This window comes from Microbispora rosea, assembly GCF_900156315.1.
GTDB classification, from domain to species: domain Bacteria; phylum Actinomycetota; class Actinomycetes; order Streptosporangiales; family Streptosporangiaceae; genus Microbispora; species Microbispora rosea.
In genome coordinates, this window is the sequence record NZ_FTNI01000001.1 from 46,012 (window position 1) to 70,695 (window position 24,684).

The window sequence follows — 24,684 nt, forward strand, 5'->3', positions numbered from 1 at the left end:
CGGGCGGGCCGCGGGCGCCTTCGCGCCTGGGAGACCGTACGACCAGTGAGGAAGGGCCCTACGGATGTGACCTTCGACTGGTATCTCCGCAGGGCCCTTCGCATAGCCTTGCCTGGGCGGGCCGTCGGGCCGCGCCTGGACAGGGGTGACTGCGCGATGGCGATCGGGGTTTACGTCGCGGCCGGCGACGCGAGGAGCAACAAGGGCACGATCGCCCTCGGCATGATCGAACTGCTGACCCGCCAGGTGGGCACGGTCGGCGTGTTCCGGCCGGTCGTCCGGTCGGGCCGCGAGGACAGCCTGGTCAACACCGTGCGCAGCCGCTTCGGGATCGGCCTGCCGTACGCCATGTGCACCGGCGTCACCTACGAGGAGGTGCACGCCGACGAGGAGCGCGCGGCCGGGGAGATCCTGGCCCGCTACCGGGCGCTCGCCGGGCGGTGCGACGCGGTCGTGGTGATCGGCACCGACTACACCGACGTGGGCGCGCCCACCGAGTTCGTGTTCAACGCCGAGCTCGCCGCCAACCTGGGCACGCCGGTGATGAACGTGGTGACCGGGCTCGACCGCACCCCCGACGACATCGCCGCGGCCGTCGAGATGTCGCGCAAGGAGCTGGCCGAGCGGCACGCCACCGAGCTGGCGACGGTCGTCACGGGGGTCGTCCCCGGCCTGGTGGACGAGGTCGCCGCCCGCGTGCCCGCGTACGTCCTGCCGGAGGTGCGGCGGCTGTCCGCGCCGACGGTCAGCGACCTGATGGCCGCCTGCGACGGCGACCTGTTCATCGGTGACGCCGACCAGCTCGGCCGGGAGACGGGCGGGCTGATGATCGGCGCGATGTCGCTGCCGAACATCCTGGAGCGCCTCACCGAGGGCCTGGCGGTCGTCGTCCCCGCCGACCGGGCCGCCGCGCTGGTGCCGGGCCTGCTGGCCGCGCACAAGGCCCCCACGTTCCCCGCCCTGTCGGCGATCATCCTCAACGGCGGGCTGGAACTGCCCGACGCGGTGGTCCGCCTGCTGAAGGGCATGGACATCCGGCTGCCGATCATCACGACCGGCGGCGGCACGTTCGAGACCGCGACCAAGCTGTCGAAGGCCGAGGGCCGGTTCAGCCCCGACGCCAAGGGAAAGATCGACACCGCGCTCGGGGTCTTCGCCGAGCACGTCGACGGCGGGGCGCTGCTGCGCAGCCTGCAGGTCACCAAGGCCGCCGCGATCACTCCGCTCATGTTCGAGTACGACCTGCTGGACCGCGCCCGCGCCGACCGCAGGCACATCGTGCTGCCGGAGGGCGCCGAGCCGCGGATCCTGCGCGCCGCCGACAGCCTGCTGCGCCGGGGCGTCGCCGAGCTGACCCTGCTGGGCGACGAGCGGGAGATCCGGCTGGCGGCGGCCACGATGGGCCTGGCCGTCGACGGCGCCCGCGTGGTCAGCCCGTTCGACCCGGAGCTGCGCGAGCTGTTCGCCGAGGAGTACGCCCGGCTGCGCGCGCACAAGGGCGTGACGGCGGGGCAGGCCCGCGACATCGTCACCGACGTCTCCTACTTCGGCACGATGATGGTCCACCTCGGGCTTGCCGACGGCATGGTCTCGGGCGCCGCCCACACCACGGCCCACACGATCAGGCCCTCGTTCGAGATCATCAAGACCTCGCCGGGCGTCGGCGTGGTGTCGAGCGTGTTCTTCATGTGCCTGGCCGACCGGGTCCTGGTGTACGGCGACTGCGCCGTCGTCCCCGACCCCACGGCGGCCCAGCTCGCGGACATCGCGATCTCGTCGGCCGCCACGGCCGCCAGGTTCGGGGTCGAGCCGCGGGTGGCGATGCTGTCGTACTCGACCGGCGAGTCCGGCGCCGGGCCCGAGGTGGACAAGGTGCGCGAGGCCACCGCGCGGGTCCGCGAGCTGCGGCCGGACCTGCCCGTCGAGGGCCCGATCCAGTACGACGCCGCGGCCGAGCCGAGCGTGGCGCGGACCAAGATGCCTGGCAGCCCGGTGGCCGGCCGGGCGACGGTGTTCGTGGTGCCCGACCTCAACACGGGCAACAACCTCTACAAGGCCGTGCAGCGCAGCGCCGGCGCGGTCGCGATCGGGCCGGTCCTGCAGGGCCTGCGCAAGCCGGTCAACGATCTGTCCCGCGGCGCGACCGTGGGCGACATCGTCAACACCGTCGCGATCACGGCCATCCAGGCGCAGGCGCACAGGGAAGCACAGTGAGCGCGCACGCGTGACGGGAAGCACAGTGAGCGCGCACGCGCGAGGAAAAGTACGGTGAGCGCGCAGGCGCGGGAGGAGACACAGTGAGCGGGCAGGTCCTCGTCCTGAACACGGGGTCGTCGTCCATCAAGTACCGCCTCATCGACATGGGGGCGCGGCGGGCCGTGGCCGGTGGGCTGATCGAGCGCATCGGCGAGGACGAGAGCGTGCTCACCCACGACGGCGTACGGACCGAGCGCCGGGTGGCCGACCACGAGGAGGGGCTGAAGGCGGTGCTCGCGGCCTTCGCCGAGCACGGGCCGCCCCTCGACGGCGTGACCGCCGTGGGCCATCGGGTCGTCCACGGGGGCAGCCGGTTCGTCACGCCCGTGCTGATCGACGACGAGGTCGAGCGAGCCATCGAGGAGATGGCGCCGCTGGCGCCGCTGCACAACCCGGCGAACCTGGAGGGGATCCGGGTCGCCCGGCGGGCCTTTCCCGGTCTGCCGCACGTCGCGGTCTTCGACACCGCCTACCACGGCACGATCCCGCCCCACGCGCACACCTATGCCGTCCCCCGCGAGTGGACCCGCAAGCTCGGTGTCCGCCGCTACGGTTTCCACGGCACCTCCACGGCGTACGTCTCCCGCCGGGCGGCCGCGCTGCTCGGCCGGCCGTACGACGAGGTGAACTCGATCGTGCTGCATCTCGGCAACGGCGCGAGCGCGACGGCGGTGCGGGGCGGGCGCAGCGTGGACACCTCGATGGGCATCACCCCGCTCGCCGGGCTGGTGATGGGCACCCGCTCCGGGGACGTCGACCCGGCTCTGGGCGCCTACCTCGGCCGGGTCGCCGGCATGGACCTCGCCGGTGTCGACGCGGCGCTCAACAAGGAGAGCGGCCTGCTCGGCATGTGCGGCGTCAACGACATGCGGGAGGTCTGGCGGCTGGCCGACTCGGGCGACGAGGACGCCCGCCTCGCGCTCGACGTCTACGGCTACCGCGTGCGGGCCTACATCGGCGCCTACTACGCGGCGCTCGGCCACGTGGACGCCCTCGTCTTCACGGGCGGGGTGGGGGAGAACAGCCCTCGTGTCCGCGCGCTCGCGACGACGGGGCTCACCAGGCTCGGCATCGAGATCGATCCCGATCGCAACACCGCCGAGTCGGCGGAGGCCAGGGTGGTCTCCCCGGAGGGCGCCGAGGTGACGGTGCTGGTGGTGCCCACCAACGAGGAACTGGAGATCGCCGAGCAGACCGCCGCCTGCCTCGGGGACGCGTGAACCCGCCGGTCGCCGCCACGGTCGCGTGCTGGCTATCGTGGGCAGCGAATGGGGGTGAGCCGTGTGGCGACGGCTGAGGACAGTCGTACGGGTGAACACGAGGGGACTACCGATCCGCCGGGCTGGCTCGACCGGATCCGTGCGACTCCGGCGGGCCGGTTGACGCTGCGGATCGTCATCGGTGTGGTCGGCGCCGCGCTCGTGATCACCGGCCTGATCATGGTGCCGTTCCCGGGGCCGGGCTGGCTGGTGGTCTTCGCCGGGCTCGCCGTGCTGGCCACGGAGTTCACCTGGGCGTCCCGGCTGCTGGCGTTCGCCAAGGACAAGGTCAGGGCGGCGACCGGCTGGCTGAAGCGGCAGAACTGGTTCGTCCGCATCGTCGCGAGCGCGCTCACCCTGCTCTGCGCCGGGGCCATCATCTGGGTGTCGGTCCGGCTGACCTTCGGCGTCGACCTGATCCAGGAGGCCCGCGAGCTCCTCGGCTGACCGTCAGGCGCGGGCCAGCCTGCGGACCGCGAGTTCGGTGAGCAGCGTCGCGCCGTCGGACAGGATGGCGTCGTCGAACTCCGCCTCCGCGGAGTGGTTGGCCGGGGCGGTGGCGAGGTCCCGGCCGGGCGGGCAGGCGCCGACGACGAGGAACGCCCCGGGCACCTGCTCCAGCACGTACGAGAAGTCCTCCGAGCCGGTCGCCGGGGTGGGCAGCGGGAAGTAGCGATCCTGACCGAGGGCCTCCCGCACCGTGTGGGCGGCGAACTCCGCCTCGGCGTCGTCGTTCACCGTCACCGGATAGCCGATGCCGAACGCGCAGTCGACGGTGAGGCCGTGCGCCTCGCCGATGCCGCGGGCGAGGCGGACCAGGCCCTCCCTGACGCGGTCGCGTGAGCCGGCCGAGAACGTGCGCACGGTGGCCTCGAACGTGGCCTCGTCCGGGATCACGTTGTCGGTGGTGCCGGCGTGGAAGCTGCCCACCGTCACCACGACCGGGTCGAAGACGTCGTAGCCGCGGGTGACGTGGGTCTGCAGGGCCGTCACGATCTCGCAGGCGGCGGGGATCGGGTCGAGGGCGCGGTGAGGGGAGGACCCGTGGCCGCCCCTGCCGCGCACGGTCACGGTCAGCGTGTCGGCCGCGGCCAGCACGGGCCCGCCCTTGGTCAGGAACAGCCCGCGCGGGATCGTCGTGGAGAAGACGTGCATGCCGTACGCCGCGACGGGCCTGGCCCCGGCCGCGTCGAGCACGCCCTCCTCGATCATCAGCCGGGCGCCCTCTTCCCCCTCCTCACCGGGCTGGAACATCAGCACCACGTCTCCGGCGAGGTCGGCACGGCGCTCGCTGAGCAGGCGGGCGGCCCCCACCAGCATGGCCGTGTGCAGGTCGTGGCCGCAGGCGTGCATGCGGCCGTCGAATCGCGACCGGTAGGGCACGTCGGTCTTCTCGTGCACCGGCAGCGCGTCCATGTCGGCGCGCAGCAGCACGGCGGGGCGGTGATCAGCGGGGCCGGGGCCGCCGCCGCGCAGGACGGCGGTCACCGACGACAGGCGCTCGCCGGTGGTGATCTCCAGGGGCAGGCCGTCGAGCGCCGCGAGCACCTTCTCCTGCGTGCGGGGCAGGTCGAGACCGATCTCCGGCTCCCGGTGCAGCGCGCGGCGAAGCTCGACGAGGTCATCCTGAAGCGTCACGGTTCACCTCGGCGGGAGGTCGGGAGGCCAGAGACAGAGGTCCGGAGGCCACAGACAAGAGGTCGGGGGGTCAGAGGTAGAGGCCGGTGCCGTGGTCGGTCTGCTGCGTCGCCACGGCGTGCAGGTCGCGCTCGCGCAGCACCAGGTAGAGCTGGCCGTGGACCTCCACCTCGTACTGGTCCTCGGGGTTGAACAGGACCTTGTCGCCGGTCTTGACCGACCTGACGTTGGCGCCGGCGCCGCACACCTCGCCCCAGACGAGCCGGTTGGCCATCTTGACCGTTGCCGGGATGACGATGCCCGCGCTGCTGCGCCGCTCCTCAAGGTCCCGCTGAACCCTGACCATCACGCGGTCGTGGAGCATCTGGATCTCGAACTTCGGGTCAGCCACGCTCGCAGTTTACGCGCAGCGGCCCGGGCACCGTCATCGGAGGTTCACCGGCGCCGGGGGCTCACCGGCGGCCCATGGCCAGGTCGTGGCCCGTTCCCGAGCGGCGGTAGACGCCGCCCTTGCCCCACTTCAGCACCTGGAACCGTACGTGGACGGTGTTGGAGGCGACGCCCGTCAGGTCGGCCATCATCTTCTCGGACAGGTCGACGATCGCCGGGATGTCGTGCTGGGCCACGGCCCACTCGGCCGGGCCGAAGTCCTCGACGACGCCGATCGCGCTCTTCTTCTTGTACGTGATCCGCACCTTGGTGCCGAGGGGCCAGTAGGGGCTGGCGATGGTCCGGTATCGCATCGGCTTGCCCGACGCGGTCTGGGCGTCCCAGAAGGACGTGGCGGTGGAGACGCCGGAGGGCAGGGCGGCGGCCTTCTTCGCCTTCGCGTACGCCGTGCGGAGGGCCTCGTTGAAGGCCGCGCCCAGTGCGGCCAGGTCTGTGGGGATCGGGCGGGCGGTGTCGGGGGAGACGACGGGCGCCCTTGGGGGGAGTGGCGCGGAGGAGGGAGCCTGAGGGATCACCGAGGCGTCCGCGGCGGTGGCCGCGCAGGCGACGAGTGTGGTTCCGGCCATCGCCGTGATGATCACCTGACGGGCTCGCTTGCGCATGAGGTTCCTTTCGTCTCGGTCGCGGGGCGGCCCTCGGGGGAACGGGGCCTGGCGTCGTCGAGGAGTCCCGGCTGGCAGGCGGGTTCCGCACGCGCGCCCGGGTACGGCGGAGCAACCTTCGGAAAAGTGGGGCGAAGGGCTCCGGAAGCGGGTCGCGCGTTCCCTGGGGAAGGGGATACGACGGTTTTGCGATGTAAGGGATTTACTGGGGCAAAAGGTGATGTGAGGCACGAGTATAGGGAAAGAGTAAGTAAAGTGGACAAATCGATCTAAAGACCGCGTAGATCGTCCTTGACGCAGGCGCCCGGAAAGCGCTCTGATTGCACGATCAGGCAAAGCGACGGCAGGGGGCCGGCATGGCGTTGGACGACTTCGCGTGGATCAACGAGCCCGCCGATTGGTCGCAGACGGGGGAGGGCCTGCGGGCCGTCGCCGGCGCCCAGACCGACCTGTGGCAGACCACGCACTACGGCTACTCGTACGACACCGCCCACATGTTCGGCCGCCAGGTCACCGGGGACGCGCGGCTGACCGTGACCTTCGAGGCCGACTACGCCGAGCAGTACGACCAGGCCGGAGCCGTGCTGCGGATCGACGAGGAGAACTGGATCAAGGCGGGGGTCGAGTTCGTCGACGGCGGCCACCAGCTCAGCGTCGTCGTCACCCGCGGCTTCTCCGACTGGTCCGTCACGCCCGCGCCCGGCGGACTCGTCTCCGCGACGTTCGACCTCGAACGAGCCGGCGACGCCGTGACCGTCCGATACGGCGTGAACGGCGCGGAGCCGGAGCACTTGCTGCGCCTGGCCTACTTCCCGCCGCAGGCCCCGGCCCTCGCCGGGGTCATGTGCGCAGCCCCGGTGGGCAAGGGCTTCGAGACCCGCTTCGGCCGCGTGTCGCTCAGGTAGCCCTCACGCGCCCGTGAGGCGCCGCTCCCGTCCCCGTGCCGTGTGGCGGTCCTGGGCGTCCAGCACGGCGTCTCCGTGGCGCACGGCCCACATGCCCATCGCGCGCATGGGCGCGAGCAGGGCCGTGCCCGCCTCCGTCAGCGCGTAGTCGACGCGGGGCGGCGCCTCGGCGTACGCCCGGCGTTCGACCAGGCCGTTGTGCTCCAGGCGGCGCAGCGCCTCGTTGAGGACCTTGGGAGAGATCCCGCCGATCCGGGCGCGCAGCCGCCGTGGCCGCATCGGGCCGGTCTCGCCGAGCGTGTAGACCACGACGCTGTCCCAGCGGTTCGCGAGCACCTCGAACGCGAGGCGCGCCCGGCAGTCGGAGGTGTACGCCGGCCGGTCGGGGAACTCGTCCATGGCCTCATCCTGCCCGCCGCGAAGGACACCGTGTGGTGTGCGTCGGTTCGCCTAGCGTCGCGGACCGTCACCTGATTCCTCGGAAACGGAGCCCCTCATGCGTATCGGCATCCTCGGCACGGGCGCGATGGCCACGGCACTGGGCGGCGCCTGGGCCCGCGCCGGGCACGACGTGCTCGTCGGCGGACGCGACCGGTCCGCGGCCGCCGCGACGGCGGCTCGCATCGGCGCCGCGAAGGACGGGACGCTCGCGGACGCGGCGGCCCACGGCGATGTCGTCCTCGCGGCGCTTCCCGCCGGCGCGGCGCCGCGGCTGGTGAACGGGCTCGCGGCCGACCTCGCCGGGCGGACCGTCGTCGACTGCTCGAATCCCCTCCGGCCGGGAGACGACGGGCCGGTGCTGACGACGGGCGGCACGACCTCGGTCGCCCGGCTGATGGCGGACGCCGCGCCGGGCGCCCACGTGGTCAAGGCGTTCAACCTGTGCCACGACAGCATCTGGACGCTGCCCCGGCCGGCGTTCGAAGGGGTCGCGCTGGCCGTGCCGTTCTGCGGCGACGACCCCGTGAGCCTCGACAGGACCGCCGCGCTGATCACGTCGATGGGATGCACGCCGATGCCCTGCGGAGGGCTGTCCCGTGCGCTCTACGTCGAGGCGGCGGCGGCGTTCGCGATCGGGGCGTGGTGGTCCGGGGCGGAGCCGCGGTTCGCCTTCCCCACGTCGGAACGGGCCCCGCGACTCTAGGTGCCGGTCGTGGGCAGGACCAGCTCGGCGAAGATCGCCCGGTGGTCGGTCTCCGGCAGCCGGTGGACGCCGAACGCCCGGACCGCGACGCGCGGGTCCACCAGGATGTGGTCGATCGTGACGGGCGGCACCGGCAGGCCACCGAAGTCCGACGACTTCCGGTAAGGCCAGGTGCCGGCGAGGCCGTTGCCGGTCGCGTCGGCCGCGTCCCGGTAGCCCGCGTCGAGCAGGCTCCGCACCGGGGCGTGGTCGAGCGTCGCGTTGAAGTCGCCGGACAGGATCCGTACGAGCTCGCCCGGGCCGGGCAGCGAGGCGAGCGACCTCGACCAGCACCTGAACCGGAACGCGTAGCGCGGCGCGCACGGGTGCACGGACACGACGGCGACGGGTCCCGCGCCGGGAACCTCGACGATGCCCGCCGCCTGCCTGCGGCCGTTCACCGCCGTGAGATCCGCCGGCCGCAGGGGGAACCGAGTGAAGAGCCCGGAGCCGCTGGAGCCCTCCTGGGCCCGGTCGTCCGCGTACGGCAGGAGCGTGGTCAGGCCCGCCGCGCGCAGGCCCGCCGAGGCCTGCGGGGTCAGCTCCTGCAGCGTCAGGACGTCGGGGCGCAGCCGCCGCACGAGGTCCACCAGCGCGGCGGGCGGCACCGAGCCGTAGAGCAGGTTGGCCGACAGGATCCGCAGGGCCGGGCCGGCGTCGCCGGCCGCCCGCACGCCGGGACCGGCCGAGCCGAGAGGGGACGTGTCCGACAGCGCGCGGGGCAGCACGCAGGCCGCCAGCGTCACGGTGACCGCGAGGCCCGCGACCAGCGCGACGGGACGCCGCACGAGCAGCGCGACCAGCGGCGCGAGGACCGAGGCGAGGGCGACGTACGGCGTGAACGCCACCAGCTGCACCCAGCGGAAATGGACGTCGCCGGGCACCAGCCGCAGCAGGGCCCACAGCGCGAACGGAGCGACGGCCGGCCACGCGATCAGGCTGCGCCAGACCCCCGGGCGGCCCACCCAGCCGGCTGTCAGTCTCGCCATCCCGGACTCCTTCCTGAAAGATCCACCGTACGACGGAATGCACGTGCATTCCGGGGCTCCACGCCGGTCGTGGCAGGCCGTACAGTCTCCGGCATGGATGTCGAAGCGAGAGTTCTGGACGCCCTCGACGAGGCGGAGACGGTGCGCCTGCTGGCCGACCTGGTCAGGGTGCCGAGCATCACCGGCACCGACGCCGAGTCGGACCTGCAGGACAGGTGCGCCCGCATGCTCACCGAATGGGGCCTCGACGTCGACATGTGGAAGCTCGACCTCGACGATCTCCGCTCCCGTGAGGGGTTCCCCGGCATGGAGGCGGAGCGCGCCGAGGGATACGGCGTGGTCGGCGTCACCGAGGGTGAGGGCGCGCCCGCGCTGATCCTGCAGGGGCACGCCGACGTGGTGCCGATCGGCGACCCGGGCAAGTGGGAGGGGCAGGACCCCTTCGGCGCGCGCCTGACCGCGACCACCCTGCACGGCCGGGGCGCCTGCGACATGAAGGCCGGTCTCGCCGCCAACCTCGCCGTGGTGCGCGCGCTGCGCGCGACCGGCGTGCGGCTCGCGCGGCCGCTGGCCGTCCACTGCGTGATCAGCGAGGAGGACGGCGGGCTCGGCGCGTTCGCCACCCTGGCCAGGGGCCACACCGGGGAGGCGGCCGTGATCACCGAGCCGACGAGCGGGAAGCTGATCACCGCCAACGCCGGCGCGCTGACCTTCCGCCTGGAGGTCGCCGGCCGGGCCGCGCACGGCGCCACCCGCTACGAGGGGGTCAACGCCGTCGAGGCGTTTGTGCCGGTGCTGCAGGCCGTCCGGCGGCTCGAACGCGAGCGCAACGCCGACCCCGGCTCCCTGTTCGCGGGCAACCCGCTGCCGTACCCGATCGAGATCGGCACCGTGCGCGCGGGCGACTGGGCGAGCACGGTGCCCGACCTGCTCGTGGCCGAGGGACGGCTGGGCGTCCGGCTCGACGAGGACCCGGCCGACGCCCGCGCCGCCCTGGAGAGCGCCCTCGCCGATCTGGACGACCTCTGGCTGCGGGACAACCCCGTACGCGTCACCTGGCCGGGCGGGCAGTTCGCCAGTGGCCGGCTGCCCGAGGGGCACCCGCTGGCGGAGGAGGCGGCCCGGGCCGTGGCCGACGTGACCGGGGGACGGCCGGGCCGCACCGCCGCGCCGTACGGGAGCGACCTGCGCCTGTACGCGGGGGCGGGCGTGCCGACCCTGCACTACGGGCCGGGCGACGTCCGGTTCGCGCACGCCCCGCGTGAGCAGGTCGACCTGCGGGAGGTCCGCGACGTCACCCGCGCGCTGGCCCTGCTCGTGCTGCGCCGCTGCGGCGTCCGCTGAGACCGCTGAGGCGTCCCCTTGAGGTTCGTCAGCAGTCGGCGGTGACCGCGGCGATCTCGTTGAGCGGGAACTCCAGGTAGTCGCCGGCCTCCTCGCACCACGCGTCGAGCACGCCGCTGCGCAGTTCGCCGTGGCTGACCGTGGCGGTGACCCCGTCGGCCAGCGTGATCATCGCGCGGACGTCGCGGTCCACGACGAAGCCGAGCAGGGACTGCTGCGCCGCCGGGAGCCGGGTCGCCATCCGCCCGATGACGGCCCACGTCTGGCGGGGCTGCGCCGTGGCCGCCACCGGGCCGCCGCTGACCAGCAGCCGCCTGGCGTGCTCGCGCGGGTCGGGCGGGGGCTCCAGCAGGGGGCCGGGAGGTTCGAGCTCGGCGACCCGGCCGCCGGGCAGGAGGATCAGCCGCCCGCCCTGCGGCTCGCGCCGGATGGTGATCTCTCCGGTGTCGTCCACCGGCACCGGGGCGTAGCCCGCATCCCTGAGGGCGGCCAGTGTGGCCGCGGCGGGCGCCGCGCCGGCGAGCACGGTCGGCGCCAGCAGCCGCAGGCCCAGCTTGGCCAGTTTGCGGTGCGCGGCGATCTCGGCGAGCAGCGCGGGGTCGGAGCCCTGGACGATGCAGCCGACCGACGACACCGTGACCTCGCCGTGCCGCCGCGCCACGTCCCTGATCAGGTAGGTCAGCGGCTGGGGGAGCGTCCCGGCCTCCGACAGGTCGGCGACGAGCGTGTCGGCCGTGTCCCCGCCGTCCAGGGCCCGCCGTACGCTCGCGGGGCTGAACCGCCAGACCGACGCCGTGCCCTGCGACTCGCGGTCGGCGGCGCGGTCGAGCAGCGCGGCGAGCTCGACCGACGGCGGGCCGGTCACCACGGCGGTGAGGTCGGCGCCGAACAGGGCCGTGCGCTGGGCGCTGGCCATGGCGTGCGTGGCGGCCTTCGCCAGCGCGGGGTCGTGCTCGACCTCGGGCGCGCATTCGCGCGTCTCGTCCCCGGCGACGGCCGCGAGCGGGGCCAGGGCCCGGCCGAGAGCGGTGAGCGCGTCGCAGGCCACGAGCCCCAGCAGGCGGGCCTCCGCGAGCACGGCCGCCGCGCAGCCGTCCAGCAGTTCCCGGTCGAGTAGCGGGGCGCGCCAGTGCACCCGCTGCACGAGCTCCGGCAGCGTCGCGAAGGCCCTGCCCTCCGCGATCTCGGCGAGCGCCGCGAACAGGGCCCACCGGATCCTGGCGATCGTCTCGCCGGCCGGGTCGTCGCCGAGCGCGGCGGGGTGGCGGCCGTCCACCCGGCGCAACGACGAGCGCTCCATCCGCCACCAGGCGGCCAGCAGGACGCGCAGCCGCATGGGCGCCTCCTCCAGCCGCCACGCGTCGTACCGGCCGGCCGGCGTCAGCCCGCCCGCCTCCTCGTCGATCGCGATCAGCCGGGCGACCGCGCAGACCTCCAGCAGCAGCCGGGTCTCGTCCTCGGCGCAGCCGGTCTCCCTGGCCAGGCGCTTGATCTCCCGCACGCCGACCCCGCCGTTCTTGAGCAGCGGCAGCGGCGTCTTGTCGACGTTCTCCAGCAGCGCCGTGGCCCGGTCGAGCACGTGCGGCGCGGCAAGGCACATCGCGTGCTCGACGCCGTCGGCGTCCGCCTCGGCCGTGGCCAGGTCGGGCGGGTACGGCGTGAACGGCCCGCGGTAGTCGGGCCCGCGCAGCGCCAGCGCGACCTCGCGGGGCATCTCCGCCAGGTCCCACTGGGTGCGGAAGAGCAGGCCGCGGTCGAGGGCCCACTTCTCCGGCGTGCCCGGGGTGATGAACCGGTTGCCGTTCACACTGCGGACCGGGCCGTCCCACGCGAAGTCGTCGAGCATGCCGAGCGTGCCGTCGGGGGCGTCGTCGAGAAGCGCCCCCAGGCGCTCGCAGTCGCCGAGCAGCGCGGTGATCCGGGCGACCACCTGGCGCCTGCCGCCCTGCGCGGACAGGTCGAGCACGCGGCACATGCGGCGCAGCGCGTCGGTGCTGAGCTTCCAGGAGTCGAGGTACGCGCCGAGCGGCTCGCCCAGGCCGCAGGGCGCGGTCCACCAGCGGGCGACGGCCTCGGCCACGGTGATCCTGCCGTCGCGGCCGGGCCAGGCGACGGCGTGGTCGTAGAGATGGTCGAGCCAGGGGATCACCGCGGAGGTGCTCACCCCGAGGAACCGGGCCAGTTCGTCCTCCGTCGGACGGCCGCCGATGACCAGGCACGCCTGCAGGAGTTCGAGCGGGGGAAGGGGGAGGCCGCGCATGACCTCCATGACGGCGAAGGTGTCGGTCAGACGTTGCGCGAGGGCGTCCAGTCGCCGGGGCCACGGCGCGGCGATCGCGTCCGGCCGGTTCGCCAGCACGCGGGCGAGCCTGTCTTCGTCAAGACTGGTCAGCCAGCCGATTAGGTGATCGTCCATCGTAGATCTCTCGGGAGTCCCAGGAAGCCACCGTAGTGCAGATCACCGTCTCGCCGGGGTCCGTGACCGAACAAAGAGCGCAAAGTCACGAATCCCGAGATCACGATATTTCTCCGCCGATCGCTGGGGAACGAGCACGCCGCCGGGCCGTCGCGGCCCGCTCTCCGCCCATCATCGCGTGCCGCGCCCGGCCTCAGGGGCGGTTCCGGGGAATCCGGGCCGCCGGCCGGAGGGCGCTCCCATGCATTCCGGGCTGCACGGGAGCGCTCTTCGGCCGGCGGACCATGACCGGCGATAGGTAAATCTGGCGATCCGGTTAGGTTTTCCGGCGTCCCCGGCAGGAGAGCCGGCACTCCCCGTCCGGGACGGCCGAAGCCTACGGCGAAGCGCGTGGCCCCGCCGTCCGGCCGCAGGCCGGTGATCAGGCCGCCAGTACGGCCCACACCGCCTTGCCCTGTGGGACGAGCGGGCACCATCCCCAGCACACGCTCAGCGATTCCACGATGTGCAGCCCGAGACCGCCCGGCTCGAAGGGCGTGGGGTCCCGCAGCACCGGCGCGGACGACCCCGGATCGGTGATCGCGCAGGTCACGTGTGCTCCCCGCCGGATCAGCGACAGCCGCATGGCCTCCCGCACCCGGCCGTCGGCGAGTGTCATGCCGTGCCGCAGGGCGTTGGTGACCAGCTCCGAGACGACAAGTTCCATCCCGTCGATCAGGTCGGCCAGCTGCCAGCCCGCGAGGGTCCCCGTGGCGAAGCTGCGCGCCGAGTGGACCGATTCCGCACGAGGTGGCAGGACGAAGGTGGCGCTGGCGGCGGCCGACCCGGGGTCGAGGAGATCGCGGGCGGGCTCCGGCCACCAGCCGATGGGCGGCCACCAGTCGAGCGCCGACCACTGGTTCTGGCCACGAGTCAGGTTCGTGGACTGCACGGGATCATGATGAGGGACACTCCCGTGCATGTGCAAGAGCGAATGCACGTGCAAGCGTGTTGTGCAAGCGCTACGGTTACCCCCGAACACCACTGGGACGAAGGGGGCGATCTTTGACAGACTGTGAACCAGTCCACAAAGCGGAGGAATAGCACGTGTCCATAGATCCGCCCGGATCCGGTTCCACCGTTCGACGCATCATGCTCGGCGCGAGCCTGCGCCGGCTGCGTGAGCAGCGGGGGCTGACCCGCGAGGTCGCCGGATTCCACATCCGTGCCTCGGAGTCGAAGATCAGCCGGATGGAGCTCGGCCGGGTCGGGTTCAAGACACGTGACGTCGAAGACCTCCTCACGCTGTACGGCGTCCACGACGACGCCGAGAGGCGTGGCCTGCTGGAGATGGTCCGCGAGGCGAACACGCCCGGGTGGTGGCACAAGTTCGGCGAGGTGCTGCCGAACTGGTTCGTCACCTACGTCGGCCTGGAGGAGGCCGCCAGCGTGATCCGCACCTACGAGGTGCAGTTCGTGCCCGGCCTGCTGCAGACGGCGGCGTACGCCCGCTCGGTCATCCTGCTCGGTTATCCGGACGCCCCGGAGGACGAGCTCGAACAGCGCGTCCATCTGCGGATGCAGCGGCAGGAGAGGCTCACGCGCAAGGACGGCCCCCGGCTGTGGGCCGTCATCGACGAGGCCGCGCTCAAGCGGCCCATCGGAGGGAGTGCGACGATGCGGGAACAGCTCCAGCATTTGCTGGAGGTGTCCACGCTGCCGAACATCACCCTTCAGGTGATGCCCCTTCGCTACGGGATGCACGCGGCCGAGGGAGGCGCGTTCACCATCCTCCGCTTCCCGGAGTCCGACCTTTCGGACGTGGTCTACGTCGAGCAGCTCTGGGGTGCGCTCTACCTGGACAAACGTGAGGACATCGATCCCTACCTCACGGCCATGGAGCAGCTGTGCGTGGAGAGCACCACGCCCGGCGGCACTGCCGAGATCCTCGGCGAACTTCTCAGAGAGACATAAATGCACGCTTATAACGGGATGCCCGCAACCGACATCGCCGGGGTCACCTGGCGGAAAAGCGCCCACAGCAACTCGACCGGCAACTGCGTGGAGCTGGCCGAGCTTCCCGACGGCAGCGTGGCCGTCCGGAACTCCCGCTATCCCGACGGGCCGGCGCTCATCTACACACGTGACGAGATACGGGCTCTGGTGCTCGGGGTCAAGGACGGCGAGTTCGACGGACTGCTGGTCTGACCGGCTCTGGAGCGACCCCGTGTTCACCCGCTTCTCACAGGCGTAACAGCGCGACGCGGGAGGCGTAACACGGATCCGGCAGAGTGGGTCCCAGTAAAGCTCACAAGGGGGACCCCGTGCTGGACCAGATGACTCTTTATCCGGTGGCCGACGACGTGCTGTTCGCACCCGGAGGCCGCGTGGTGATCCGCACCTACGGAGTCGCCACTCCGGCCGACCCGGAGGATGGGCAGCCGAGGTCGGTGGCCTACCGGACATGGGTCACGGGGGTACGGGAGCAGCCCAGGTACTGGCGGTGGGGGCACTTCGAGGACGCCCGGCGCGGCCACCGCAAGGTCCTGGAATGGCTCACCGGCCGAGGCCCGCAGCCCCAGCCGGTCGCCCAGGTGTGACACGCGTCTCGGGCGCGTGTGATCGGACAGGTTCGATCGGACAGGCGTGACTCAGGCCGGCACGTCTTCAGGCCGGCGCATTCCAGCGGAGCAGGACGGGCTCGTCGTGCTCGTAGCCGAGGACGGAGTACGTCCCGGTGTCGAGGCGGAAGTTCCTGCCGTGGTCGGCGGGCAGCGCCAGCCAGCGGGCCGCCAGCACACGCAGGATGTGCGCGTGCGCGACGACCAGGACGTCCCCGTCCGCCGACCGGATCCGGGTGAGGACCTTGTCCGCCCGCTCCCCGACGTGCTCGACGGTCTCACCCGGGTGCGCCCCGTCTCCCGGGACGACGCCGTCGCGCCAGACGTACCAGCCGGGGCGTGACTCGCGGATGTCGGGGGTGGAGATTCCCTCGTAACCCCCGTAGTCCCACTCCCACAGATTCGGGTCCACCTCGTACGGCCCGGCGCCGGCCAGCTCGGCCGTACGGCGGGCCCGCTGCGCGGGACTGACGAGGACCAGCGCGAACGACCGGTCCGCCACCAGGCGGGACAGGGCGCGCGCCTCCTCCTCGCCGTGGGGTGTCAGTGGCAGGTCGGTGCGGCCCGTGTGCCGCCCGGCCCTGCTCCACTCGGTCTCGCCGTGCCTCAGCAGGATGACGTTCATAGGGCCTCCATCTTGCCCGTATGACCGGTTTCACTCGCGACGGCCCCCTTGACCGCCCGGCTGCGGCCTGCAGTAGGGTCCCCCGCGGGAAAGGGGGCCGTCATGGAGCCGGTGCGGGTGGGACTCGTCGGTGCGGGACCGTGGGCGGAGATGGTGCACGCGCCCGCGCTCGCCGCCGGGCCGCACACGACGCTGTCCGGGGTGTGGGCGCGCAGGCCCGAGGCGGCGCGATCGCTGGCGGACGCCCACGGCGCGCCCTCCTTCGAGCGGCTGGAGGACCTGTTCGCGGCGTCGGAGGCGGTCGCCTTCTGCGTGCCGCCCGCCGTCCAGGCCGAGCTCGGCGTGCGCGCGGCCCGGGCGGGCAGGGCGCTGCTGCTGGAGAAGCCGCTCGCGGCCGACCTCGACGGCGCCCGGCGGCTCGCCGGGGCGATCGAGGAGGCGGGCGTCGCCTCCCAGATGCTCTTCACGTTCCGCTACTCGGCGGCGACGGCCGGCTTCCTGGACCGGGCCCGGCGGATCGAGCCCTTCGGCGGGCACGCCGCGAACATCTCCGGAAGCCTGCGCGGCGGCCCCTTCGCCACCCCCTGGCGGCTGGAGCGCGGGGCGGTGCTCGACGTGGGCCCGCACATGATCGACCTGCTCGACGCCGCGCTGGGCCGGGTGGTCGCGGTCAAGGCGCACGGCGACCCGCTCGGCTGGGTCGGCCTGCTGCTGGAGCACGAGGGCGGCGCGGTCAGCGAGGCGTCGCTGAGCATGGCCGCCGAGGGCGAGACCCCGCCCAGCCGCGTCGAGGTGTACGGACGGCTCGGCAACGCCACACTGCTCGGCTCCGAACTCGGCGACGTCTTCCCCGAGGTGGTCCGGCAGTTCGCCGGCACGGTGCGCGACGGCGGCGGGCATCCGCTCGACGCCCGCCACGGCCTGCGCATGCAGGAGATCATCGACGACGTGGAGCGGCAGCTGCGGGCCGGCTGACCAGGGCGAGGCCCGCGATCAGGGCGACGGACGCGATCACCGGCGCCGCACCGGGTGCGAACCCGGTGATCGTGAGGGTGAGCAGCGCGCCGCCGACGAGCGGGACGGCCGCCGGCACGTGCCGGTGGGCTGCGGCGCCCGCGGGGTCCTCGAAGCGGCCGAGCATCGCGGTGAGCGCGACCAGGACCAGCGCCAGGACGGCCAGCCACAGCGGGACGGCGCTCCACCAGGCCGCCGAGCCGGCCTGCGGGGTCGTCAGCCCGAACCCGATGGTGGCCACGCCCGCGACGGCGACGAGCGCGGTCATGTGCCACAGGTAGACCGTCATCATGCGCGGAGCCAGCGCGCTGAGCACCGCCTCGGCCCTCGGGCGGGCCGCCAGCGCGTTCACGGCGGGGCGCAGCAGCATCGCCAGGCCGAGCTGACCGGCGAACAGCGCGAGCAGGCAGGCGCTCGGCGGGGCCATGTTCGAGATCATCCCGGGCATCCCGATCATGCTGGCGGGGTAGGGCCCGGTCGCGACCAGGGCCGCCACCATCGCGAACCCGGCCACCGCGAGCCCGGCCGCCCGGCGGCCCGTCAGCCACTCCAGGCCGCCCTCGGCGTACCGGAACCCGACCTGGTGGACCGCCAGCCAGACGAAGGCGACGTTGAGGTAGCCGGCCGCCTCAAGGCCCGAGAACCGGACCACGTCCATCAGCACCGCGCCGCCCGCAAGCACCGGCAGGACCACCCCGGTCCGCGTCCGCAGCAGGCGCGGTGTGGCCACCACGGCCAGCAGGTAGACCGCCAGGAACCACAGCAGCTGGCCGACCGTCCGCGCGGCCACCTCCACCGGCTGCGCGGGAACGCCGAGGGCCACCAGGAGGTGGGGGAGCGGCAGCCACACGACCGCCAGCGGCACCACCGGCCAGGCCAGGCGGCGAACCCGCCGCGCCGTCCACTCCCGCGCCGCGCCGGACCGCGCTCGCGGGCCCCCCGCCCGTCGCACCGCCGACCGGAAGCTGATCGCGTTGGCCGCGCCCCCGGCGAAGAAGACCAGCGGCATGACCTGCGAGATCCAGGTGACGTACGGGATCGCCGCCAGGGCGTTGCCCGTGGTGAGCCGTCCCTGGGCGTACGACAGGACCGGCATCGTCCAGTGCTGGACGACCACCAGGACCATCCCGAAGACGCGTAGGACGTCGATGAAGCGGTCCCGCGGCGCGGGCGCGGCCGGGGCCCTCTCGGCCGCAGGGGGAAGCATGGTCAGGGACACGGGGGCCGCCTTCGCTGTGTCGGGCCGCCGCGGAGGGCGATCCGCGGGCGGCGGGGCCGGGGAATTCGGGTCCTCCGGCTCTCGGGGTCTTCTGGCAGAGGGTCTTCTGGCGCGGGGTCTTCGGGCGCGTGGGTCATCTGGCAGGGGTCTTCGGGCTGCGCGTCAAGCGTCCCGCCGCGGCCCCGCCCGGCGCAGCGACGCGGTCCCTACTTCAGCTCATGGGCGACCCCCTACCGCCGGGGTAGGGCCTGCCCTACCACCCCGGCGTACGCCCAGGCAGACGGCCCGTCCGAGTGGAGCGCCGTCCGCCCCCCCCGGCGGCGGGTTCCGGGGCGGGGGTGGACGCCGCGTGAGGGATTGGTACCGTTGCGTCCGACGCGCGCCGCGCAGCGAAGTCCGGTGAGAACCCGGCGCTGTCCCGCAACTGTGGTTCCCCGACCCCGGGGACGAGCCAGGTCGCCTGCGCTGCGCGCCGACGCCATCGACCCTCGTGGAAAAGGGTGATCCGTCGCTTCCAGCGGGTCCCTCGATTCCCGGCATTCCCCCTTATGGAGGACCTCGTGAGGCCCGTACGCACGGCCGTCGCGGGTGTGGTGCTGGGCGTGCTCGCTCTGGCCGGCTGCGGCCAGAGCGACGGCGCCGCCACGTCCGCGACCCCCACCCCCGCCGCCTCGGACGGCACCGGACAGGGCGCCTTCCCCGTCACGGTCCAGGCGGGCAACGGCGCGGTGACCATCGCCAAGAGGCCCGAGCACATCGTGTCGCTGTCCCCGACGGCCACCGAGATCCTGTTCGCGATCGGCGCGGGCGCGCAGGTGACGGCCGCGGACGACCAGTCGAACTACCCGCCCGAGGCGCCCAAGACCTCGCTGTCGGGGTTCAAGCCCAACGTCGAGGCGATCGTCGCCGCCAAGCCCGACCTCGTGGTGCTCGCCAACGACCTGGAGGGCGTGGTCTCCGGGCTCGGCAAGGTCGGCGTGCCGGTGCTGCTCGAACCCGCCGCGGCCAAGCTGGACGACACCTACGACCAGATCAGGGACCTCGGCGCGGCCACCGGCAACGCGGCCAAGGCCGACGAGGTGGCGAGCGGCGTCAAGCAGAAGATCGACGCCCTCGCGGCGGCGGCGCCGAAGGACAAGGAACTGACCTACTACCACGAGCTGGACACCACGCCCTACGCGGCGACGTCGAGCACGTTCCTCGGGCAGGTCTACGGCCTCTTCGGGCTGAAGAACATCGCCGACGAGGCGCCGGACGCGGCGGGCGGCTATCCCAAGCTGTCGGCGGAGTTCATCGCCAAGGCCGACCCCGACCTGATCTTCCTCGGCGACACCAAGTGCTGCGGGCAGGACGCCGCCGCGCTGGCCAAGCGTCCGGGCTGGTCCGGTCTGTCCGCCGTGAAGAAGGGCCGCGTGGTGGGTCTGGACGACGACGTCGCCTCCCGCTGGGGGCCTCGGGTCGTCGACCTCGCCCAGGCCGTCAGCGACGCCGTGCAGAAGGCGGCGAGCTGAGCCGGTGACGACGCGGACGCTCCTGGTGGCGCGGTGCGCGATGACGACGCGGACGGCCCCGGTGGCGCGGTGCGCGGTGACGCCGGTGAGGCCGGCGGTGGCGTCATGACTCCGGCCCGGCCGCGCGGCCGGGCGCTGTTCGTCGCGTCCGTCGTGCTGGCGGCCAGTCTGGCCCTCGGCCTGATGGCGGGCGCGGCGGGCATCTCGCCCCGCGCCATCGCGCTCGCGCTGCTCGACCGGCTGCCGCTGGTGTCCGTGCACTCGGGCCTCGCGCCGGTCGAGGAGGGCCTGCTGTTCCAGCTCCGGGTGCCGCGGGTGCTGCTCGCCGCCGTCGTGGGCGGGCTGCTCGCCACGGCCGGGGCCGGCTACCAGGGCGTGTTCCGCAACCCGCTCGCCGATCCCTATCTGCTCGGGGCGGCGGCCGGAGCCGGCCTCACGGTGACGCTCGTCGTGGTCTTCCTGGGCGGCGATACCGGGGTGAGCGCGGTGCCGATCGCCGCCTTCGCCGGGGCCGTCGGCGGGGTGTTCCTCGCGTACGCGCTGGGCCACACGGCGGGCCGGGGCGGCGGCACCGCGACGCTCGTGCTCGCCGGGGTCGCGGTCACCTCGTTCCTCACCGCCATTCAGACCTTCGTGCAGCAGCTCAAGGTGGAGGAACTACAGCGGATCTACTCCTGGATCCTCGGCGACGTCGGCGGTGGCTGGGACCAGCTCCGCATGATCGCGCCGTACGCCGCGGTGTCCACCGTCGTCATGCTGCTGCACGGGCGGCTGCTCGACGTGCTGTCGGTCGGCGACGAGGAGGCGGTCAGCCTCGGCCTGCGCGCGGCGCGCGTGCGCTTCGTCGTGCTGCTGGCCGCCTCGCTCGCCACCGCGTCGGCGGTGGCGGTCAGCGGGCTGATCGCCTTCGTCGGCATCGTGGTGCCGCACGTGGTCCGCCGGCTCGCCGGCTGGTCCTACCGGATCGTGCTGCCGCTGTCGTTCCTCGGCGGCGCGGCGTTCCTCGTGCTGGCCGACACGATCGCGCGTACGGTGCTGGCACCGGCCGAACTGCCGATCGGGGTCGTCACGGCGTTCGTCGGGGCGCCGTTCTTCGTCACCGTCCTGCGCGTGACCCGGCGGGTGGAGACGTGAGCGGGCGGGCCGTACCGGCCGTCGAGGCGCGCGGCGTGGGCGTCACGCTGGGCGGGCGGCGGGTGCTCGCGGACGTCACGCTGTCGGCCGCGCCCGGCCAGTGGCTGGCGGTCATCGGCCCGAACGGCGCGGGCAAGTCCACGCTCCTGCGGGCCGTCGCCGGGCTGGTGCCGAGGGAGGGCGAGGTGCTCGTCGAGGGGACGGCCGTGGACGACCTGCGCCCGCGCCGGCGGGCCCGGCTGATCGCCTACGCCCCGCAGAGCCCGGCGCTGCCGCCCGACATGACGGTCTACGACTACGCGTTGCTCGGCCGCACGCCGTACATCGCCTATCTCGGCAGCGAGAGCGCGCGGGACCGTGAGGTGACGCGGTCGGTGCTGGAACGGCTCGACCTGGACGGCTTCGCGTCCCGGCCGCTCGGGCACCTGTCCGGCGGCGAGCGCCAGCGCGTCGTGCTCGCGAGGGCGCTGGTGCAGCAGGCGCCGGTGCTGCTGCTCGACGAGCCGACCACGGCGCTCGACCTGGGCCACCAGCAGCAGGTGCTCGAACTCGTCGACCGGCTGCGCCTGGCCGACGACCTCACCGTCGTGACGACGCTGCACGACCTCAGTCTCGCCGCGCAGTACGCCGACGCGCTCGTGCTGCTCGCCGCCGGGCGGGCGGTCGCGGCCGGGCCGCCCGCGCGGGTGCTGGCCGAGCCGCTGCTGACCGAGCACTTCGGCGCCCGCGTGCGGGTGGAGCCCGGCCCCGAGGGGCGGCCGGTCGTCCACCTGGTCCGCCCGTCGGTCGCGTCGATGGCGGAGGAGGCGTGACGGGCCTCCCTCGGCCGTCCCTGACATACCGGATGGAGGACGGCCTGCGGCTGGGCGCGCTGTTGTGGCGGTTCGGGCCCGGCTGGCGGATGATCTCCTCGGCGATGCTGGGCGGCGGCGTCGGCCGCCGGGAGTGGGTGCTGAACGCGCAGGTGGCCGCCGGTTACTCACGCATGGACCCGGTCGAGCACATGGACGCGCTCGGCCCCGGCGGTCCCGGCGTCGGCATGATGACGGCGGCGGTGGTGGAGCGGTACGCCGCGGCAGAAGACGGGGGAGCGGAGGCCGTCGCCACGGTCGGCCTGGGCGTGCCGACCTGGGCGGCCGCGCCCGAGGGCGTGCCCGACCCCGGCCTGCCCGCCGCCCCGGAGTCCGCGCGGGAGACCGCCCCGGAGTCCGGAGCGGAGTCCGCCCGGGAGACCGTCGGCGCGGGCGATGCCGGGGTGCTGGAAACCGGCGGGCGCGCGCCGCGCCCGGGGACGATCAACATCCTGGTGGCCGTGCCGGTCGCGTTCTCCGACCCCGCGCTGGTCAACGCCGTCATGACGGTCACCGAGGCGAAGACGCAGGCGCTGCTGGAGGCGGGATTCCCCTGCACCGGAACCGCGTCGGACGCCGTGTGCGTCGCCGTGCGGGAGGACGGTCCGGCGGAGGCGTTCGGCGGCCCGCGCTCCGTCTGGGGCGCGCGGATCGCCCGCGCGGTCCACCGGGCCGTCCTCGACGGCGCCCGGGACTGGCGCACCCGGCGGGAACACAGCCCGCTTCTGTGATCGGTCGTTCCGGATCGTCCGGGGCGGCCATGCGCTCCTCCTGCCGCCGGGTACCGATCACGTGTGCCGGCGGGGGGAGCCCGGCCAAGGCCCGGGGGCGGCCCGGCGGACCCGGCTAGGACGTGAACGTGATGCTGTTCACCATGTGGTCGATGTTCGACTGGTTGAACTTGCCCGCCGGGCAGAAGAACGTGATCAGCACGGTCGTGCCGGTGTCGCCCTGCCGGACGACGTAGGTGATGAATTCGAGCCGCGAGGCCTGCTGGGGGTCGCTGAGCACGCCCTCGATCCGGAACGCCGGCCTGGCCCCGACAGTCGTCGGTACCGGCACGCCGTAGTAGGTGGCCACGCCGGGCAGCGCGGGGCCCAGGCTCTCCTGGAGCTCCATCGGCGAGTCGGAGGTGCTCAGGGTGTTGCTGACCTGGGCGAACACGCCCGCGGCCCGATCAGGCTGGCCCGTGATGATGGGGGTCACCTTCGACCAGTCGGTGTTGCCCGGCACCGCGAACAGCGCGTTGAACTCGTTCACCGCAGGGGAGGCGATCATCCACTGGTCGGCGTTCGTCGTGGCTTCGCCCCAGGCCGAGGGGTACGACATGGTGAACGGCGCCGCGGTGCTGCCCGGGTAGGTGTTCCACGTCGCGGCGGTGTCCCCGCCCCTGGTGAGCAGCAGCGTGGCGGCGACGGCGATGGACACCAGGATCGCCAGGCCGCCGATCAGCGGTCCGAGCGGCAGCCCTCGCCGGTGGCCCTGAGGGGCCGCCGACGCGACCGTCGCGTGCGAGTGCGGCGACCCGGGAGGGAACGACCCCTGTCCCTGCACCCCTCCCTGTACATGGCCCACAGCGGTCCCGGCGCCGGTCGGATGGCTCACGGGCGGGCGGGACGCCCCGGGCGTCGAGCCGGAGGGATGGGTGACGGGCGGCCTGGTGCCGGGAGGGAACGAGGTGGGCGTGGCCGGCGGGTAGGACCCCTGCGGACGGGTCCCGGCGGATTCCGGCGAGACCGGAGACACCGGCGGATACGAGACCGGGGGGTAGGAGGTGGAGACCGGAGGATACGACGGGGAGGCCGGCGCCGGGTCGCCCGCACCGCCGCTGATCGCGTCGCGCAGCGCGGACACGAACGCCTGGCACGTCTCGAACCGCTCGCCCGGCGACTTGGCCAGCGCCCGCGTGAGCACGGCGTTCACCGCGTGCGGCAGGTCAGGCCGGTACGGCGTCAGCGGCGGCGGGTCGTGGGACACGTGGGCGTAGAGCAGCGCGAGTTCGGTGTCCCGCTGGAACGGCGGCTGCCCGGCGAGCGCCTCGTACACCACGCAGGCGAACGCGTACATGTCGCTCCGGCCGTCGACCGGCAGTCCCCGGATCTGCTCGGGGGCGACGTAGCGGGGGGTGCCCATGAAATGACCGTGGCTGGTCAGCCCGGCCTCCGCCGAGGAGCTCTTGGTGAGCCCGAAGTCGGTCAGATAGACGTGGTCGGCCCGCGTGACCAGGATGTTGGCCGGTTTCACATCGCGGTGCACCAGGCCGTGGGCGTGCGCGGCGTCCAGCGCCGAGGCGATCTGCACGAACAGCGGGTTGGCCCGCCCGACCGGCAGCGGCCCCTCCGACTGCACGAGCTTGCGCATGTCGCTGCCCTCGACGTAGCGCATGGCGATGAACAGCAGCTCGTCGCGCTCGCCGGCCTCGTACACCGGGATGATGTTGGGATGGTCGATGCTCGCCACCATCCGGGACTCGCGCACGAACCGGTCGCGGAAGCGATCGTCGTGCGCGAGCTGCGGCGCGAGCACCTTCAGCGCCACGGCCCGCCCGAGCCGCTGGTCGCGGGCCCGGTAGACCGTCGCCATGCCACCCCGACCGACGACCGCCTCGACCGTGTAGTCGCCGAGCCGCCGCCCGACGAGCGGCGGCATCACGGGTCCCTCGGTCATACGGTCTCCCCCTTGAACGTC

General features: G+C 73.4%; 23 protein-coding genes and 1 pseudogene. 14 read left to right on the forward strand and 10 right to left on the reverse strand.

What is annotated here, in order from left to right; translation table 11 throughout:
* Positions 1-156 precede the first annotated feature (156 nt).
* From pta to BXA11_RS00255, 3 genes are all read left to right on the forward strand, one after another.
* On the forward strand, positions 157-2,214 hold the full coding sequence (gene pta / locus BXA11_RS00245) for a phosphate acetyltransferase (RefSeq protein ID WP_076431760.1): 2,058 nt from the start codon (positions 157-159) through the stop codon (positions 2,212-2,214).
* A gap of 83 nt (positions 2,215-2,297) precedes the next feature.
* A complete protein-coding gene (locus BXA11_RS00250) occupies positions 2,298-3,476 on the forward strand; it encodes an acetate/propionate family kinase (RefSeq protein WP_076431762.1) in 1,179 nt (392 codons plus the stop codon).
* Between the two features lie 63 nt (positions 3,477-3,539).
* Positions 3,540-3,962 carry a TIGR02611 family protein gene (locus tag BXA11_RS00255; RefSeq protein ID WP_239104767.1) on the forward strand — a complete coding sequence of 141 codons (423 nt, stop codon included), beginning with the start codon at positions 3,540-3,542 and terminating at the stop codon, positions 3,960-3,962.
* Between the two features lie 3 nt (positions 3,963-3,965).
* Here the strand turns inward: BXA11_RS00255 and BXA11_RS00260 are convergent, their stop codons facing one another.
* The 3 genes from BXA11_RS00260 to BXA11_RS00270 form a co-directional block, all read right to left on the reverse strand.
* Positions 3,966-5,153: a M20 metallopeptidase family protein gene (locus BXA11_RS00260; RefSeq protein WP_076431764.1), complete on the reverse strand. Its 1,188-nt coding sequence runs from the start codon at positions 5,151-5,153 to the stop codon at positions 3,966-3,968.
* Positions 5,154-5,223: 70 nt separating this feature from the next.
* On the reverse strand, positions 5,224-5,544 hold the full coding sequence (locus BXA11_RS00265; RefSeq protein WP_030508272.1) for a GroES family chaperonin: 321 nt from the start codon (positions 5,542-5,544) through the stop codon (positions 5,224-5,226).
* A gap of 61 nt (positions 5,545-5,605) precedes the next feature.
* A complete protein-coding gene (locus BXA11_RS00270) occupies positions 5,606-6,205 on the reverse strand; it encodes an RlpA-like double-psi beta-barrel domain-containing protein (protein WP_076431766.1) in 600 nt (199 codons plus the stop codon).
* Between the two features lie 356 nt (positions 6,206-6,561).
* On the opposite strand from BXA11_RS00270, the gene BXA11_RS00275 reads away from it, so the two are divergent.
* Positions 6,562-7,110 (forward strand): DUF1349 domain-containing protein, encoded by a 549-nt coding sequence (locus BXA11_RS00275; protein WP_076431768.1) that lies wholly within the window; start codon positions 6,562-6,564, stop codon positions 7,108-7,110.
* 3 nt (positions 7,111-7,113) lie between these two features.
* Here the strand turns inward: BXA11_RS00275 and BXA11_RS00280 are convergent, their stop codons facing one another.
* Positions 7,114-7,509: a winged helix-turn-helix transcriptional regulator gene (locus BXA11_RS00280; protein WP_030508269.1), complete on the reverse strand. Its 396-nt coding sequence runs from the start codon at positions 7,507-7,509 to the stop codon at positions 7,114-7,116.
* 79 nt (positions 7,510-7,588) lie between these two features.
* Between BXA11_RS00280 and BXA11_RS00285 the strand changes: the two are divergent.
* A pseudogene (locus BXA11_RS00285) lies at positions 7,589-8,254 on the forward strand (NADPH-dependent F420 reductase); the annotation flags it as partial.
* Here BXA11_RS00285 and BXA11_RS00290 read toward each other — a convergent pair.
* Entirely contained in the window at positions 8,251-9,282 is a 1,032-nt protein-coding gene (locus BXA11_RS00290; protein WP_076431772.1) for an endonuclease/exonuclease/phosphatase family protein, read from the reverse strand. The pseudogene BXA11_RS00285 and the gene BXA11_RS00290 overlap by 4 nt on opposite strands.
* 93 nt (positions 9,283-9,375) lie before the next feature.
* Between BXA11_RS00290 and BXA11_RS00295 the strand changes: the two genes are divergently transcribed.
* The gene (locus BXA11_RS00295; RefSeq protein WP_076431774.1) at positions 9,376-10,626 is read left to right on the forward strand and encodes an ArgE/DapE family deacylase; all 1,251 of its coding nucleotides are present in this window, start codon (positions 9,376-9,378) and stop codon (positions 10,624-10,626) included.
* Positions 10,627-10,654: 28 nt separating this feature from the next.
* Here BXA11_RS00295 and BXA11_RS00300 read toward each other — a convergent pair whose 3' ends face one another.
* Both BXA11_RS00300 and BXA11_RS00305 read right to left on the reverse strand, forming a co-directional pair.
* Positions 10,655-13,042, reverse strand: a complete 2,388-nt coding sequence (locus BXA11_RS00300) for a helicase-associated domain-containing protein (RefSeq protein WP_076431776.1) — start codon at positions 13,040-13,042, stop codon at positions 10,655-10,657.
* 421 nt (positions 13,043-13,463) lie between these two features.
* Entirely contained in the window at positions 13,464-13,973 is a 510-nt protein-coding gene (locus BXA11_RS00305) for an ATP-binding protein (protein WP_239104773.1), read from the reverse strand.
* Between the two features lie 200 nt (positions 13,974-14,173).
* Here BXA11_RS00305 and BXA11_RS00310 point away from each other — a divergent pair, with 200 nt between their 5' ends.
* From BXA11_RS00310 to BXA11_RS00320, 3 genes are all read left to right on the forward strand, one after another.
* Positions 14,174-14,995: a helix-turn-helix domain-containing protein gene (locus BXA11_RS00310; RefSeq protein WP_197042637.1), complete on the forward strand. Its 822-nt coding sequence runs from the start codon at positions 14,174-14,176 to the stop codon at positions 14,993-14,995.
* Positions 14,996-15,229, forward strand: coding sequence for a DUF397 domain-containing protein (locus tag BXA11_RS00315; RefSeq protein WP_030508262.1), 234 nt, complete (start codon positions 14,996-14,998; stop codon positions 15,227-15,229).
* A 116-nt stretch (positions 15,230-15,345) separates the two neighbouring features.
* Positions 15,346-15,621, forward strand: coding sequence for a hypothetical protein (locus BXA11_RS00320; protein ID WP_076431778.1), 276 nt, complete (start codon positions 15,346-15,348; stop codon positions 15,619-15,621).
* Between the two features lie 67 nt (positions 15,622-15,688).
* On the opposite strand, the gene BXA11_RS00325 is transcribed toward BXA11_RS00320, so the two are convergent.
* Positions 15,689-16,267 (reverse strand): histidine phosphatase family protein, encoded by a 579-nt coding sequence (locus tag BXA11_RS00325; protein WP_076431780.1) that lies wholly within the window; start codon positions 16,265-16,267, stop codon positions 15,689-15,691.
* Between the two features lie 102 nt (positions 16,268-16,369).
* Between BXA11_RS00325 and BXA11_RS00330 the strand changes: the two genes are divergently transcribed.
* A complete protein-coding gene (locus BXA11_RS00330; RefSeq protein WP_083743849.1) occupies positions 16,370-17,242 on the forward strand; it encodes a Gfo/Idh/MocA family protein in 873 nt (290 codons plus the stop codon).
* On the opposite strand, the gene BXA11_RS00335 is transcribed toward BXA11_RS00330, so the two are convergent.
* Positions 17,205-18,500: an acyltransferase gene (locus tag BXA11_RS00335; RefSeq protein WP_239104774.1), complete on the reverse strand. Its 1,296-nt coding sequence runs from the start codon at positions 18,498-18,500 to the stop codon at positions 17,205-17,207. The two genes, BXA11_RS00330 and BXA11_RS00335, sit on opposite strands and share 38 nt — an antisense overlap.
* A gap of 560 nt (positions 18,501-19,060) precedes the next feature.
* Here BXA11_RS00335 and BXA11_RS00340 point away from each other — a divergent pair.
* The 4 genes from BXA11_RS00340 (at position 19,061) to BXA11_RS00355 (ending at position 22,727) form a co-directional block, all read left to right on the forward strand.
* The gene (locus BXA11_RS00340; RefSeq protein WP_083743901.1) at positions 19,061-20,011 is read left to right on the forward strand and encodes an ABC transporter substrate-binding protein; all 951 of its coding nucleotides are present in this window, start codon (positions 19,061-19,063) and stop codon (positions 20,009-20,011) included.
* 105 nt (positions 20,012-20,116) lie between these two features.
* Positions 20,117-21,145, forward strand: coding sequence for a FecCD family ABC transporter permease (locus BXA11_RS00345; protein ID WP_076432393.1), 1,029 nt, complete (start codon positions 20,117-20,119; stop codon positions 21,143-21,145).
* Entirely contained in the window at positions 21,142-21,957 is an 816-nt protein-coding gene (locus BXA11_RS00350) for an ABC transporter ATP-binding protein (RefSeq protein WP_076431786.1), read from the forward strand. The genes BXA11_RS00345 and BXA11_RS00350 overlap by 4 nt, the downstream gene beginning before the upstream one ends.
* Before the next feature lie 32 nt (positions 21,958-21,989).
* Entirely contained in the window at positions 21,990-22,727 is a 738-nt protein-coding gene (locus BXA11_RS00355; RefSeq protein ID WP_076431788.1) for an adenosylcobinamide amidohydrolase, read from the forward strand.
* A 115-nt stretch (positions 22,728-22,842) separates the two neighbouring features.
* Here the strand turns inward: BXA11_RS00355 and BXA11_RS43795 are convergent, their stop codons facing one another.
* Complete coding sequence (locus BXA11_RS43795; protein ID WP_076431791.1) at positions 22,843-24,663, reverse strand: serine/threonine-protein kinase; 1,821 nt, start codon at positions 24,661-24,663, stop codon at positions 22,843-22,845.
* Positions 24,664-24,684 lie beyond the last annotated feature (21 nt).